The sequence below is a fragment of the Streptosporangium brasiliense genome, from assembly GCF_030811595.1.
Classification (GTDB): Bacteria; Actinomycetota; Actinomycetes; order Streptosporangiales; family Streptosporangiaceae; genus Streptosporangium; species Streptosporangium brasiliense.
Window position 1 is genome coordinate 6,706,929 of the sequence record NZ_JAUSRB010000002.1, and the last position, 14,443, is coordinate 6,721,371.

General features: G+C 69.4%; 15 protein-coding genes. 8 read left to right on the forward strand and 7 right to left on the reverse strand.

Translation table 11 applies throughout. The features are described 5' to 3' along the window. Positions 1–239 precede the first annotated feature (239 nt). The 4 genes from J2S55_RS39245 (at position 240) to J2S55_RS39260 (ending at position 3,509) form a co-directional block, all read left to right on the forward strand. On the forward strand, positions 240–1,358 hold the full coding sequence (locus J2S55_RS39245) for a tyrosine-type recombinase/integrase (RefSeq protein ID WP_306871707.1): 1,119 nt from the start codon (positions 240–242) through the stop codon (positions 1,356–1,358). After that, complete coding sequence (locus tag J2S55_RS39250) at positions 1,358–1,702, forward strand: hypothetical protein (protein ID WP_306871708.1); 345 nt, start codon at positions 1,358–1,360, stop codon at positions 1,700–1,702. Before J2S55_RS39245 ends, J2S55_RS39250 begins: the two co-directional genes overlap by 1 nt. Positions 1,703–2,097: 395 nt before the next feature. Continuing rightward, positions 2,098–2,646 carry an RNA polymerase sigma factor gene (locus J2S55_RS39255; RefSeq protein ID WP_306871710.1) on the forward strand — a complete coding sequence of 183 codons (549 nt, stop codon included), beginning with the start codon at positions 2,098–2,100 and terminating at the stop codon, positions 2,644–2,646. Then, complete coding sequence (locus tag J2S55_RS39260; protein WP_306871712.1) at positions 2,643–3,509, forward strand: hypothetical protein; 867 nt, start codon at positions 2,643–2,645, stop codon at positions 3,507–3,509. Before J2S55_RS39255 ends, J2S55_RS39260 begins: the two co-directional genes overlap by 4 nt. A 152-nt stretch (positions 3,510–3,661) precedes the next feature. Here the strand turns inward: J2S55_RS39260 and J2S55_RS39265 are convergent, their stop codons facing one another. Continuing rightward, positions 3,662–4,057 (reverse strand): transposase, encoded by a 396-nt coding sequence (locus J2S55_RS39265; protein WP_306871714.1) that lies wholly within the window; start codon positions 4,055–4,057, stop codon positions 3,662–3,664. A 150-nt stretch (positions 4,058–4,207) separates the two neighbouring features. Next, positions 4,208–5,470, reverse strand: a complete 1,263-nt coding sequence (locus J2S55_RS39270; RefSeq protein WP_306871715.1) for a hypothetical protein — start codon at positions 5,468–5,470, stop codon at positions 4,208–4,210. 63 nt (positions 5,471–5,533) lie between these two features. Between J2S55_RS39270 and J2S55_RS39275 the strand changes: the two genes are divergently transcribed. After that, the gene (locus J2S55_RS39275) at positions 5,534–5,692 is read left to right on the forward strand and encodes a hypothetical protein (RefSeq protein ID WP_306871718.1); all 159 of its coding nucleotides are present in this window, start codon (positions 5,534–5,536) and stop codon (positions 5,690–5,692) included. A 94-nt stretch (positions 5,693–5,786) separates the two neighbouring features. Here J2S55_RS39275 and J2S55_RS39280 read toward each other — a convergent pair whose 3' ends face one another. Continuing rightward, entirely contained in the window at positions 5,787–6,416 is a 630-nt protein-coding gene (locus tag J2S55_RS39280) for a recombinase family protein (protein WP_306871720.1), read from the reverse strand. 192 nt (positions 6,417–6,608) lie between these two features. Here J2S55_RS39280 and J2S55_RS39285 point away from each other — a divergent pair, with 192 nt between their 5' ends. Further along, positions 6,609–7,772, forward strand: a complete 1,164-nt coding sequence (locus J2S55_RS39285) for an IS30 family transposase (RefSeq protein WP_306871721.1) — start codon at positions 6,609–6,611, stop codon at positions 7,770–7,772. A gap of 13 nt (positions 7,773–7,785) precedes the next feature. Here the strand turns inward: J2S55_RS39285 and J2S55_RS39290 are convergent, their stop codons facing one another. Together J2S55_RS39290 and J2S55_RS39295 are read right to left on the reverse strand one after the other, a co-directional pair. Then, a complete protein-coding gene (locus J2S55_RS39290) occupies positions 7,786–10,713 on the reverse strand; it encodes a tetratricopeptide repeat protein (protein WP_306871723.1) in 2,928 nt (975 codons plus the stop codon). A gap of 502 nt (positions 10,714–11,215) precedes the next feature. Then, entirely contained in the window at positions 11,216–12,064 is an 849-nt protein-coding gene (locus J2S55_RS39295) for an SDR family NAD(P)-dependent oxidoreductase (RefSeq protein ID WP_306871724.1), read from the reverse strand. Between the two features lie 103 nt (positions 12,065–12,167). On the opposite strand from J2S55_RS39295, the gene J2S55_RS39300 reads away from it, so the two are divergent. After that, on the forward strand, positions 12,168–12,779 hold the full coding sequence (locus J2S55_RS39300) for a CGNR zinc finger domain-containing protein (protein WP_306871725.1): 612 nt from the start codon (positions 12,168–12,170) through the stop codon (positions 12,777–12,779). Positions 12,780–12,802: 23 nt separating this feature from the next. Further along, positions 12,803–13,123 (forward strand): hypothetical protein, encoded by a 321-nt coding sequence (locus tag J2S55_RS39305; protein ID WP_306871727.1) that lies wholly within the window; start codon positions 12,803–12,805, stop codon positions 13,121–13,123. On the opposite strand, the gene J2S55_RS39310 is transcribed toward J2S55_RS39305, so the two are convergent. Both J2S55_RS39310 and J2S55_RS39315 read right to left on the reverse strand, forming a co-directional pair. After that, positions 13,120–13,995 carry a PaaX family transcriptional regulator gene (locus J2S55_RS39310; RefSeq protein WP_306871729.1) on the reverse strand — a complete coding sequence of 292 codons (876 nt, stop codon included), beginning with the start codon at positions 13,993–13,995 and terminating at the stop codon, positions 13,120–13,122. The two genes, J2S55_RS39305 and J2S55_RS39310, sit on opposite strands and share 4 nt — an antisense overlap. A 41-nt stretch (positions 13,996–14,036) precedes the next feature. Beyond that, positions 14,037–14,411: an acyl-CoA thioesterase gene (locus tag J2S55_RS39315; RefSeq protein ID WP_306871731.1), complete on the reverse strand. Its 375-nt coding sequence runs from the start codon at positions 14,409–14,411 to the stop codon at positions 14,037–14,039. Positions 14,412–14,443 lie beyond the last annotated feature (32 nt).

A 14,443-nucleotide genomic window follows, 5' to 3' on the forward strand; every position in this document is an offset into this window, starting at 1 on the left:
ACGCTTGATCCCACAGCAGCAACGGGGAATGCCATGCTGTGCACTAGTGCAACAGCGGGAGCCCACCCGAGAGGGTCCCTCGCGGCATCGCTGTTCCGAAGAGAAGGCGGGGCAGCGGTGCTCCGAGCAACTCCGTGTAGTACGCCACGAGCCGGTCGAGTTCGGCCGGGGGCGCCTCCCGCCTGATTTCATCTCACACAATGCTAATTATGTGAGATGACCGTGAGATCGTTACCGGCGTGACCGAGATCCTCCCCAGCGCGATCCTCCGCCCCGCTGACGGCGTCCCGGCGGCCTCCGCCCCGTTCGGCACGGTGGTGGCGCTGCCGGAACCGATGGTGCGCACCGTGGGCGACATCGCCGGTCTGTCTCCTCGCCGCAAGCGCGGCGACGGTGGTGAGGTGCCCGGCGCCGACGTCGACACCGTCGACGCGCTCCCCCACGCGGAATGGTCGGCCGTGGCCGCCTGGCTGAAGGCGGGCAAGGCCGTCACCACCCGCCGCGCCCGCCTGGCCGACGTCGCCGCGTTCGTCCGCTGGCTGGCGGTCGAGACGCCGGGCGTGCAGCTGCTGGCCGTGACCGAGGATCACCTGACGCACTACCGCGACACCATCGCCACCGGCACCGCGCGCGCCGGCCTGGCCCGGCCCGGCGTCCCGCTGGCCCCGGCCACGGTGGCCCGCCGCCTGTCGAGCCTGTCGTCGCTGTACGGCTACGCCACCCGCCGCCGTCTCCTCGCCGCCAACCCGGCCGACCCGGTGGGGCGGCCGGAGGTCTCCACCGTGGGCACCACCCTGGCCCGCACCGTGGAGGAGGCCACCGCCCTGGTCGACGGCGCCGAGACCATCGCCGCCACCTACCCGGCCGACGCCGCCGCGGTGGCGCTGCTGAGCGTGTGCGCGGTCCGCGTCGGCGAGCTGGTCGCCCTCACCGTCGGCTCGGTGGCCGCCGACGCCGGGCACACCATGATCCTGTTTCGCCGCAAGGGCGGCAAGACCGACCGCATGCCCATCCCGCCGCGGGTGCGCGCCCTGCTGCAGCCGCTGCTGGATGACCGCTCCCCCGATGAGCCGCTGTTCGTCCGGGAGGACGGCCGGCCGTTCGACCGCTGGCGGATGACCACCGCGCTGCGCCGGGCCGCGACCGCCGCCGGCGTCGACCACACCCGCCTGACCCCGCACACCGCGCGGGCCACCGCCGCCACCACCGCCCTGGATGCCGGGGTGCCGCTGACCGACGTCCAGGAACTGCTCGGGCACGCCTCCCCCGTCACCACCCAGCGCTACAACCGCGGCCGCCGCAAACTCGACTTCCATGCCGCCTACCGGATGGCGTCCATCCTCGGCGGAGGTGCCTGATGGAGAACACGCCGCCGACCCCGGGCGTTCAGGAGGCGCTGGCCACGATCGCCGCCGCGGCACGGGCCGCCTACGCCGACGGCTCGAACCTGCGGGTCCGGTCCTCGGGCATCGTGCACGAGGTCGCGATGACCCGCTGGTTCGCCGACGAGCGCATGCCCGGCCCGGCCTGCATGGTCGGCGTCAGCGGCTGGGACCCCGCCGCGGCCCACCCCGACCGCGGGCCGGTCACCTGCCGCCGCTGCCTCAAACTCACACGCGCCGAGCCCGCCAGCGAGCAACTGGAACTGTTCCCCGAGCCGGACCAGGCGCCCGCCGAAGGCACCGCAGGCGGCGGCGCCTGATCTGGTGGTCAACGGGTTCCGGTAGTAATCGCGGAAAATCCAACGGATCTCGCCGACCAGCGTTGAGGTGAGGCATCCGGGCGAGGTCAGCGACATCCTCGGTCCGGCCACCGCACCCACTGACCGGCACACCGGTCCTGCGGTGCCCTCACATCAGAGCAGGCCAGGGGCGTATCCGTTGGATTTTCCGCGATTACTGCCGGAACCCTGCGTCAAGGGGAGAACTTCACCGTACGCGCGGCCGCTGACCTTTTCGGGCTCTGACCCGCTCCTGATGCAGTGGTGGCGGAGCAGCCCGTGAACATAAGTCGCATGGCCTGAAATTCTGCGATCGCTCGCGGACATATAGGGATTGAAACCCTCTGAGCGTTCGGAAGGTCTGACGAGGATGACGCGTGGATGAAACAGACAACCGGGCTCGGTTCGAGGCTGTGTACCGGCGAACGTACGAGCAGATCCTCGGCTACGCCACGCGGCGCTGCTCCTGCGCTGAGGACGCGGCCGACGTCGTGGCTGAGATCTATGTGATCGCCTGGCGGCGGATGGACGAACTCCCGCACGGCGAGGCCGACAGGCTCTGGTTGTACGGCGTGGCCCGGCGGGTCCTGGCCAACCACCGTCGCGGCGAGCGACGCAGAGCCACCCGGCACGCCGAGCTCACGGCCGAAGCCGAGCTTTTCTACCCTCCGACCTTCTCCCAGAACGGGCCTGACGAGGTGGGCCCGGCCCTGGACATGCTTTCGGACAATGATCGCGAACTGCTGGCTCTGGCCGTCTGGGAAGAGCTCGACCCCGGACAGATCGCCGAGGTGCTGGACTGCTCGCGCAACGCCGCCCGCATCCGCCTGCACCGGGCCCGCAAGCGCTTCGCCAAAGCCCTGGAGAAGATCCACCCATCGGTCCGTCTCGAAGCGCGGACGCTCATCGAGAAGGAGGCACCGTGAACAACGACCAGATCTTTAGGAGCCAGGCGAGGGTGCTGGACAAAGATCTGGTCGGCCGGGCGTCCTCCACGGGCGCGGACGCGCTGCTGGCGGAGATCGTCCTGCTGAAGCAGGCTCCGGCCCGGCGGCGTTTCGTGCCGTCTCCACGCCGGATCCTGTTCGGCGTAGTCGCGACCGTCGTCCTAGCGGGAGCCCTGGTCGTCGGGCCGTCCCTGTTCAGGGCGTCCGAGCAGGTATACGCCAGCCAGGCCGTGACGATCGACCGCGACGGCGACGAGTACGCCTTCTACATCACCGACGGCGATCCCGACCCCGCCGAGCTGGAGAAGGCCTTCCGCAAGGTCGGCCTGGACAACATCACGGTGAAGCTGATCCCCGTCTCGCCACAGCAGCGATCCCCCGTCGTCGGAGTTGACCTCGGCAAGGCCGGCCCCGGTGCTCGGGCGTCGGTCACCATGTCCGACTGCGCCGAGCGCGTCGAAGGATGCCTGACGGCCTTCCGCATCACCGCCGATCTCAAGGGGCCCGCGCAATTACGCCTGGGCCACCCGGCGAAGCCCGGCGAGAAATACGCCTACCCCGCCGACGCGAGTTGGCCGGGCGAGGCGCTGGCCGGAGTGAAGCTCCAAGGCCGATCCGCCGGCGAGGCGGCCCGCGTCGTGCGCGAACACGACCTTAAGGTGGCCTACGGGCTCGACTGGCCACTGAGGAGCGGGGAACAAGGTTTCCAGGTAGAGGAGAACGTGCCCGCTTCCCGCATCGACCCCAGCTGGGCGGTCGTGTCGGCTAAAACCTACAACGACGGCGTGATCATCCTGCACGTCACGCCAGGCCCGGACGCGACCTGGCCGCCTGGCTTCTGACCGATGCAAGATCGATAGCATACGCGGCCCCCGACGTCCCCAGCGAGAGAGCCCTCGGGGGCTGCGTCCAAGGCCTCCCCATCGTTGTTATCCCGCGCTGGCCTGCTCGGCCTTTGATCGGGTCCGTGCCACTGAGGGTTGAAGGGCTGGAGTTACAGCGGTTTGAGGATGAAGCCGGTCTGAGCAATGAATCCGTCCAACAGGCCGGATCGGTACTGCATTCGTTTGAGCTTGGTGGCGACGACTCCGGCGAGTTCGTCGATGTCGCGAGGCGCGAGGTTGGCCAGAGCGCGCTTGAGCGCCGACCACACGCCCTCGGCCGGGTTCAGCTCCGGCGCATAAGCGGGCAACTGGAAGACCGTCAGCCACGGGCGGGCATCGATCAACGCGCGCATCGCGGCCGACAAGTGGCGGCGGTCATTGTCCCACACCAGCACGATCGCCCCGCCGAGCTGGGCGTGCGCGGCATCCAGCAGAGCTGCGAACCGCCGGGGATCAAAACCCTTGACCTCCCCGGGTCGCCCACGCCGGATCAGCATCCGATACATCAGCCGGGTGCTCAGCCCTTCAACCTCAGATGCAGTCCCGACGGGACTGCGGGCCCTCGGCGCACCGCGAGCCGATCACGTTCATCAACTGATCGATTCTCAACAAGATCACGATGGGTCGGAACGGTGCAAGACGCAGGATCGAAGGCTTCAATCGCCGACGGGCAGACGGTCGAGTGTGCGCGTGATGGCGGCGCGGCCGGTGCGCAGGGCGGCGGCCGGGTCGGTTCCGACCGGTCCCTGCCAACGGAGGTAGACCATGGCGGTGCCATGGCGCACGCCCACGGCGACATGAGCAACCGAGCGGCGGTAGATGCCCTTGGGCCGGCGCGGCGGGTCGGGGCGCTGCACGGCGAAGGTCTTGATCTCGCCTGTCCACGGGCCACTGGTGAAGGGTTCGAGTCGGGGATCGATGCTGTAGGACTGCTCGCCCTCGTCGGAGAGGCATGAGCCATCCCAGCCGAGCGACCTGGTGCGCGCCCGTTCGGCGCTCTGCTCCTCAGGCAGGAACAGCACGTCCTCGCGGACCGATACCTCACCTACCTCACCGATCAGGCGACGGGTAACAGCGGGCGCGCCGCTGTAGGCGTTCTGCTCATGAAAGGGGTCCCCGCAGACCAGTTCATGCGAGCCCGGCGCGCTGCCTGGGACCGGCCACGACACCATGTCCTTTCCGTAAGCGGACGGAGGGGGCAGGGCCGCGGCCATCGCGGCCGAGGCCGACCGCGTGGTGGTGGCGAGTGCGGATTTGGCAGGGTCGCCGCCAACGGCGGCCAGCACGGACGTGGCCGACACAGTGCCCTGGAGCAGTACATGTGGGTCCGGCTCGCCGTCCGCCTCGAACGGCCAGGCCCACGTCACCTCCGCCAGCAGCCCGCCACGCGCTGCCACGATCGTCGCGCTGGCGCCCGAGTCGCCATCCTCCGTCCAGACATCCGTAGTGACCAGGGCCTGCACGCCAAGCCACCCCCGCTGGTTGAAGTCGGCCACGTCCTTGAGCACGTCATCGTCGGGGCGGCCGCACTCCTCGGTGCCAGAGCTGGCCGCCGCGACCGCGCTCACCGCCGTCTCGGGGGAAGTGATCCAGAACCGCACCTCCAGCGGCTCGTCCATCTCCGGGGGGAGCAGCTTGCCGCTGTAGGTGGGCACGCCCTCGGGCGGCATTCGTGTCTCAATGTTCTCCGGCCAGCACCAAGCCAGAAGGGGAATGCCCGGGAGAGTGACATGGGGGGCGTAAGTGACGTCGTCGTCGAGGTGCCCGCGCAGCCGGTCGGCGATCTCCTCGACCGAGGCGGCAGCCCGTGCCGGCATCGGCAGGGCGGGCGTCTTCAGCTGATCGAAGACACCGAGGGTGAACAACAGGGTGATGGCCGCGGCCGCGATACGCAGCCTCCGGAGCCTGGCAAGATCCACAATGGATACGACGCAGGGAATCCGGCCGAGGTTGACTCGGACGGACGCGCCCAGGCGACCCAGGTGCAGGTGCAGTACACCGGGGCCGAAGAGTGGTACACCCTGCAAGGCAGCCCCATCCCACTCGCCGGCCACTCCATCGAGCAGCTGCACCAGGTGGTGCTGCACGCCGCCGCCCACGGCGCGGACGGCGGTGTGACCGCCGATCAGCTGTCGTATTGACCAGCTCCGGCACAAAGCGCCCGCGGTTCCGTCGGGACTGCGGGCTCGCATCTGGTTGTAACGGCTTCCGTACCCTGGGCGCCCACACAGCGGCCTATTGCCGGTCGTCGCCTTCGAGGGCCCGATACAGCGTCGAGCGCCCCACCTTCAGATGCTTGGCGATCGTGGTGACCGACTCCCCGCGGGCCAGGCGGGCGCGGGCGATGGCCAGGGTGTCGGCGTCCAGCGCCGGAGGCCGGCCGCCCTTGCGGCCGTGCGCGGCGGCGGCCGCCAGGCCGTCCAGGGTGCGCTCGCTGATCAGGTCGCGCTCCATCTCCGCGGCCATGGCCGCGACCATGAACAGCATCTTGTCGGCGACCGTCTGGCCGTTGGGCCGGTGCAGGCCCGCGCAGATGCCGCTCAAGATCTCCAGGTTGATGCCGCGGGGGGCCAGGGTGTCTTCGAGGAAGACCAGCAGTTCCTTCACCGAGCGCGCGACCCGGTCGGGCTTGTAGATGACCAGGGTGTCGCCGGCTGTCATCCGCTCGATGGTCGCGGTCAGCTTGGGCCGGTCCTTGCGGGTGCTGGCGGTCTCCTCGACCACCTCGCGGCAGTGCGCCCCGGCGAGTGCCTCCATCTGGGACAGGTGGTCCTGGGCGCGGGTGGAGACGCGGGCGTAGCCGATCCGGATCGTGTTGATCGTGGGCTCCGAGGTCTCCTGGGAGGCATTCACGGGGGTGCGCATCTCCCCACCGTCCCGAAAAGGATCCTGAAACTCAATTTCCAGAGGCGGTGTTTCGGGATGAGTTTCGGGACGGCCGTTCCTGGGCGAACCCTCCTCGGCATCCATGATCGTTTCACCGTCCCGTAAACGACGGCGGTCTCAAGGGGTCAACGCATCACCACACAATGACCTTGATCATTAGTGGAGGTGCGTGTGCGGGACTACGGGTTATCACCCGATCGCCAAGACGAGGTCTGGCAGCGATGGCGCAGCGGAGAGTCGCTGAGCTCCATCGCCCGGGGCGTCGGTGCTCCGCTACAGCATGTACGCCGCTTCTTCGCCCAGACCGGCGGCGTCCGGCCTCCTGCCGTACGACGCTCGCTCCGGCACCTGGCCGTCGCCGAGCGGGAGGAGGTCTCCCGTGGCCTGGCCGCCGGCCACTCGGCGCGGGCGATCGCCCGGCGGCTGGGACGCTCGGCCTCGACCGTCTCCCGGGAGATCGCCCGTAACGGCGGCCGCGAGCACTACCGGGCCCGAAACGCTGAAGACAACGCCCGTCGGCGGGCATGTCGCCCCAAGCCCGCCAAGCTGGCCCAACACCTCCATTTACGTGGCCTGGTGGAAGACAAGCTCGCCCGGCGCTGGTCACCCCAGCAGATCGCCGGCTGGCTGCGGCGCCGTTTTCCCCAGGCCCGGCACCTGCAGGTTTCCCACGAGACGATCTATCGCTCGTTGTTCGACCCACGGCGCCGGGCGATCAACCGGGACCTGTCGCGGCAGCTGCGCACCGGCCGGCCCATGCGTTATCCACGGACGGCCCGCCACGCCTCGGGCCGGGGTCGGCTGCGCGACATGGTCTCGATCAAAGCTCGTCCGCTCGAGGTCGAGACCCGTCTGATCGCCGGTCACTGGGAGGGCGATCTGGTGATGGGCAGCCGTCCCTCGGCGATCGCCACCCTGGTCGAGCGCACCAGCCGCTACGTGGTGCTGGTGGCGCTGCCCGATGGAATCAAGGCCGCGCAGGTCCGGCCGCATCTGACCCGCGTCTTCACCGGCCTGTCGCCGCAGATGCGCCGTTCGCTGACCTGGGATCGCGGCCGAGAGATGGCCGAGCATCGCCTCTTCAGCAACGACACCGGTGTCCCGGTCTACTTCTGTAAACGGCGCAGTCCCTGGCAGCGAGGGACCAACGAGAACACCAACGGGCTGCTACGGCAGTATCTGGCCAAAAGCGCCGACCTGCGCCACCTGACACAGGAAGACCTCGATGGCATCGCCGCCGAGCTCAACGACCGGCCTCGCCGGATCCACGACTTTCGAAGTCCAGCCGAGGTCTACGCTGACCTCATCAAAGACGGTGATGCGTTGACCCCTTGAGACCGCCACCGTTTCAGGGACGCCCCTCAGCCTCCTTCGTCCAGAACGCCAGGTTGGCCCGGGCGGTCAGCGTCTGCGGATGTTCAGGACCCAGCACCCGCTCACGCACTGGCAGCAGCGCCGCATACTGATCTCGCGCACCGACCGCATCCCCCGCCCGTCCCGTCCACCGGGCGAGGTTGGCCCGAGCGGTCAGCGTCTGCGGATGTTCAGGACCCGACACCCGCTCACGCACTGGCAGCAGCGCCGCATACTGATCTCGCGCACCGACCGCATCCCCCGTCCGTCCCGTCCAGAACGCCAGATTGGCCCGGTCAGTCAGCGTCTGCGGATGTTCAGGACCCGACACCCGCTCACGCACCGGCAGCAGCGCCGCAAACTGATCCCGCGCACCGACCGCATCCCCTGCCTCCCCCGTCCACCCGGCGAGGTTGGCCCGGGCGGTCAGCGTCTCCGGATGTTCAGGACCCGACACCCGCTCGACTATCGGCAGCAGCGCCGCGAACAGACCCCGCGCACCGACCGCATCCCCCGTCCGTCCCGTCCAGAACGCCAGATTGGCCCGGGCGGTCAGCGCCTCCGGATGTTCAGGACCCAGCACCCGCTCACGCACTGGCAGCAGCGCCGCGAACTGATCTCGCGCTCTGGCCGCATCCCCTGCCTCCCCCGTCCACCGGGCGAGGTTGGCCCGATCGGTCAGCGTCTGCGGATGTTCAGGACCCAGTACCCGCTCACGCACTGGCAGCAGCGCCGCGAACTGATCTCGCGCTCTGGCCGCATCCCCTGCCTCCCCCGTCCACCGGGCGAGGTTGGCCCGATCGGTCAGCGTCTGCGGATGTTCAGGACCTGACACTCGCTCACGCACCGGCAGCAACGCCGCGAACTGATCCCGCGCACCGACCGCATCCCCTGCCCGTCCCGTCCAGAACGCCAGATTGGCCCGGGCGGTCAGCATCTGCCGATGTTCAGGACCCGACACCCGCTCACGCACCGGCAGCAGCGCCGCGAACTGATCTCGCGCTCTGGCCGCATCCCCTGCCTCCCCCGTCCACCGGGCGAGGTTGGCCCGATCGGTCAGCGTCTGCGGATGTTCAGGACCTGACACTCGCTCACGCACCGGCAGCAACGCCGCGAACTGATCCCGCGCACCGACCGCATCCCCTGCCCGTCCTGTCCAGAACGCCAGATTGGCCTGGGCGGTCAGCGTCTGCGGATGTTCAGGTCCGCGGGCGTGGTGCAGCACGGTGTAGCGGCGGTGCTGCAGGGCTTGGGCGGAGCGGTAGTCGCCGCTGGCACCCAAGTAGTTGAGGATCGCGCGCATGGCGTCGGAGCCGGCGTCAAGGACAGCTTGGGCGTGTGGCAGCAGCCGAGCGTAGAGCGGCCAGGAGGAGATGCGCTCGGGGTCGTCGGGCAGGGCGGCCTGCAGCAGGTCGGCGGCGGCGGCGCGGGCGATGGTACGGGCGTCGTCGGGCAGGGCGGCCAGGGTGACGGCCTGGACCAGGCGGTGGACGCTCACCGCCCGCCCGTCCCGCGACCGATTGATCATGCTGTAGGAGGCCAGCACGCCCAGGGCGTCGGCGATCACGGCCGCATCGCCACCCTCGAACCCGGTCAGCACCTCACACGGCAGGTCGTCGGGGGCGTAGCAGGCCAGCGCCTGCAGCAGCCGCATCGCCCGTGGGTCGATCTGCTCGATCCGCGCACATGTCACCTGCCACACCCGGGCGACGACGCGGTCGGTCGCTGTGTCGCGTCGCGGGTCGGCGCTCAGCGCCCGCACCGGGGTGGTGCGCAGCAGGCCCAGATAGGTGGCCGGGTCCATGCCGGGGGTGGCGGCGATGTAGGCGCCGGCCTGCTTGAGGGCCAGTGGCAGCTCCCCCAGCTCCGCCGCCAGCTCCCCGGCCGACGCCCGGTCGACCGTGGTCTCGGCGCCGATCACCTCCAGCAGCAGCTGCACCGCATCGGCCTGCGGCAGCACGCCCAGTTGCAGCACCTCGCCAACGTCCTGCCAGCCGACGGCGCGGCGACTGGTGACCAGCACGTGCCCGGCTCTCAGGCGGCCGAGACAGGGCTGCAGGTCCTCGGCGTCTGCGGCGTTGTCGAAGACCACCAGCCAGTCGTCATGGGCGGCCAGCCAGGCCAGCGCCCACGCCTCGGCCTCCTCGGCCGGAGCCTGGGCCGCGGCGTTGGAGGCCACGCCGGCACACAACGCCCGGCCCAGCTCGGCCAGCCCGGCCTGGATCTGCTCCGGGGTTTCGGCGGTGATCCACCACACCAGCCGGTAGGCGTCCCGGTGCCGGTGGGCGTACTGCAGGGCCAGCTCGCTCTTGCCGATCCCGCCCAGCCCGACCACCGCCTGCGTGATCACCCCGGGGCCGGAGCGCAGCGCCGGCTCCAGCCGCTCCAGCTGCTCCTGCCGGCCGACGAACACTCCCGCCGGGCGGCGCGGCAGCCCGGCCAGCCCAGCCGCCGGCACCTCCACCGCGCCGATGGGCGGCAGCGGTGGCCGCATCTGGGCGGCCGTCGTGGTGATCGTGGCCCCGTCGCCCGTGATGAGCATTCCGGCGGTGAGGTCGCCGGCCACGGCCACCGCCCGCTGGCCACCGGCCGCGGCGCCGCCCGGGCCGGCTGTCGTGCCGCCGGAGACCTGCCCGACGACCATGCCGCCCGACATCGCCCCGCCGACCACCGGCGACCCCGGCCCGGAGGAGGAGACAGCAGGCGCGGCGGGCGCATCGGACGATGGCGGGGTCTGCTGGCGCAGCAGGCCCACCCCGGCCACCGCCAGGCCCGCGATGCCGACGAACAGGCTGAGTACGCTGGCCCGCTTGTCCAGCACGTCCAGCGCCGCATCCGGCAGGTGCAGCGGATCGGCGAAGAACCCCACCAGCCCGGTGGCCAGTGCCAGCACCGATACGGCCACGACCACAGCTGCCACCACCCGGCGCCGATGGTGTCGAACCGGCGTCGGTGGCACACTCGCGGGCTGGGAGGAGGAGGAAGTCGGCACCCTTCCAAGATTGCCGTCTGCGGCCGATAGCGCGCCAAGGTGTCACGAACCCGTTACCGGTTGATCTTCTCCCAGCGAGTTTGTCCCGGACCGGCCAGTTCTCTGCGGAAGCTCCTGGGCATCGTCAGGGGGCAGACCAAGCACGGGAGAAAGGCGTCCTCCTCCCGAGCGTGGCCCCAGCCCCAAGTGAGCTGATCAGTACAGGTCACCGAGGTTCCAAGAAGACCGTGTTCTCGGAAGCGGAGACGCTACCGACTTTCGAGAACACACGTGACTCCGGCTTGAAACCCCAGCTCAGCACTTCCGAGAACAGGACCTCACTGCTACATGGCGGCTGAGGTCACGTTCGGGAGGAGGGCGCCGTCATGGCCGGGCGGTAAGGGGGGCGGGCCGCCTCCGCCATGACCATGTTCCCGGCGGGATTCGTGGCTTACTACCTGTCGACGGCGTCGGTCACACGCTGCCAGCTGTCCAGGTCTGCGATCCGTGCTTCCAAAGCGGGGCGCATGCCCGTCGCGCTGGAGGCGCCAAGGGCCAGGCGCAGCGGAGGGTTGGGGCTGTCGACCGCGGTCCGGATGCCTGCGGCGATCCGCGTCGCGGCGGAGAACGCGGCCGCCGGCAGCTCTCCGATGCCCTTCTGAACCTCGCGGACAGTCTGGTCGTAGTCGCCCAGGCCGACTGCGACATCGAGGTTGGCAAGGAAGGGGGTCGCGGTCAGCCCGGGCTGGATGATCGTGACCTTGATGCCGAGCGGTGCGACCTCGGCCGCGAGCGCGTCCGACAGCCCCTCGACCGCGTACTTGGTGGCGGCCAGCAGACCCACGCCGGGATGGGCGGACTGCCCGTAGACCGACGAGCCCTGGAGGATGTGCCCGGATCGCTGGGCGCGGAGCACCGGCAGCGTTGCGCGGAGCACGTTGAGCACTCCGAAGACATTGGTGTCGAACACGGCACGGACCTGCGTGTCGGAGGCCTCCTCAACGGCTCCGAACAGTCCGTATCCCGCGTTGTTGGCCACGACGTCGATACGGCCGAACCGTGCGAGCGTGCCTTTCACTGCGTCCCGGACGGCTCGCTCGTCACGTACGTCCGCCTGGATGAGAAGCAGGCGCTCACCGTGCGCTTGCGCCAGTTCGTCCAGGGAGGAGGTGTCGCGGGCGAGGGCCGAGACGGTGTCGCCGTTCTCCAGTGCCTGGAGCGTCAGTTCGCGGCCGATGCCGGACGTCGCGCCGGTGATCAGCCATGTGCGGAGGTGGGTCTGGTGGTTGGGTGTTCCGTTCATGTTGCGACCGTAAGCTGTTAGCTCGCAACGAGTCAAACTGGATCGGCTGGGAGGTTGCTCACTAGTTGGATTAGCGCCGCTCACGCTGATGTACTGTGGGGGGATGATCACTGCGGCGGCCGGATCCCCCAAACCCAGCTCGCGCACCGTCACGCCGACGGTGGAGACCGTTCTCGCGTTCGTGAACACGCGCGCGGACGGATCGGGTCGCCGAGAGTTGTTCGGGGACGGGGACTCGTTCGCGGCGTGGCTGGCGGAGCGCGACGAGTTCGGTGGCGAAACCGTGGTGACCGACGCTGACGCCGCGGTCGCGCGCGAGCTGCGTGATGCCCTGGTGACTGTGCTGCTCGCGCACTCGGGCGATGAGGAAAGTCTGGGTGAGCCGCTGCTGCGTGCCGAGCGGCACCTGCGGCGTGTGGGTTCGCTCTACCCGCTGGCGACGGTGGTCACGGCCGGCGGTGTAGAGCTGGCCTCGCCGCAGGCGGGGGTGCCGCGCGTGTTCGGAACCGTACTGGCTGCGGTGACGACGTTTGCGCAGAGCGGCGACTGGGGGCGCATCAAGGCGTGCCGGAACCCCCCATGCCATTTCGGTTTCTTCGACCGCACCCGCAATGGGGGAGGGCTGTACTGCAGTACTGGCTGCGGCTCTCAGGTGTCCATGCGCAAACACCGCCAGCGGCAGCGCCATGGCAGTGGTGCGCCGTCCGAGGCGTGAGACCGCCCTTCCAGCGAGGAAGGGTGATCATCCCCACCGGCGAGCGCAAGGGCCAGAACCCTGGCCTGGCCAGCATCTACCGGGCACTCGCCGAGCACGAGAAGCGCCAGGCCTACCCCGAAGCCGTCGAAGCGGCCCACACCGACTTCGCCACCTTCCAGGTCGGCGTCCTCCTCCCGAACGTGACCTCAGCCGCCAGGAGGATGTGCGTTACCTTCGACGATCTACTCATAAGGCGCAACCATCCCACGGATCCCGGCGTAGCGGCGCATCGTCCCTCCGATCGCCCCAGAGCCAGGACGATCGGGCCTCAGCTTCTCCGACCGGATGATCGCGACAACTAAACGACCGGACCGACACGGCTCGCCGGGGTGGTGGGCCAGTAGCTCGCCGCATGGGCCAGAGCACGGCCTTCGAGCAACGCGACCAGCTTCTCGAAGAGGGCGCCTGCCGCTGGTGCCGCCCAATCGTCCAGGAGAAGTTCACGCGGCAGGCCAGGGTCACGGAAGGGCAGCTTCCGCCAATCGTCGATGACGGCAAGGTATGACACGAACGCGTGTTGCCCGTCGATGACTCCCGAGCGCTCGAGCACACGCGTCTCGTCTTTGTGCCTGTCGATGAACTCACGGTATCGACGGTCGATTCCCTCAAGGTCCCAGCAGGCGTGGACCATCGTTCGAAGGTCCTGGCCTGCGGCATAGTCACCGACGAAGACAGCGCAGTGGCGCATGAGATCGAGCTCGCCGATAGCGCGCTCAGCGGCCGGCAGCATGCGGGCCGGGGCGATCCAGACCGCCGAGCTGATATTGCCGAACCCGAGCGATGACAGGTGCGCGCGGAGCTGGTTCCGCTTCGTCCGAGTCGACTCGGGCACCGAGAAGTTGACGACGCACCAGCCGTCGGAGAGATCCGCCGGCTGCCGGGCATGCCAGACGATCTTATCGCCGTCGGCAAGGGATTCGAGCGCCTCCGCTGCCAAGGAGTAGCCGCGGGTCCCTTCGCGTGTGTCCGGGACCAGCCAGCCACGTTGCTTGAGCCGGAAGACGCCGGTGCGGACGCTTGATTGGTCGAGGCCGAACTGGCCGAGCAGCTCGACCGTGCCCGCGATCGGCATCCAGTTCCCCATCCGTCGCACGATGGCGCCGAGAAAACCGATGAGCACGGTGCGTGACTGGTGGGACGGGGTGATCGTGTCTACCGGATCCATGTCGCTCATCTGGCTCATGATGCCTGATCCAGGTTGCCGGAAAATCCTGGTCATGAGACGCCGAGCGCTGTGAGCCACTGCTGTGGCCACGGTGCGCTCTTGCCCGTCTGAGGATCGATGTGGACCGTGACGAACCGTCCGTGCGCGGCACGAGTGCGGGGTCGCCCGGCGAACGGCTCGCCCCAGAGCTCGAACGCGAACGTCATCGAGGCTGTGCCGATGCGAACGATTTCGACGACGGTGGTGGCCTCCTGCCCGAAGCGGAGCGGTGACTCGAAATCCACCTCGTATCGGACGCGCGGGGCTGAGGAGAAGTAGCCGTCGAGGCCGCGCTCACGCATGAGCGTGGCCTCGGCGGCCTCGACATACCGCACCACGGCCGTATTGTGGTAGATCCCTGCGGCGTCGGTGTCGATCCACTCCACGCGCACACGGTGAACGCCGGCCGTCCTGGTGT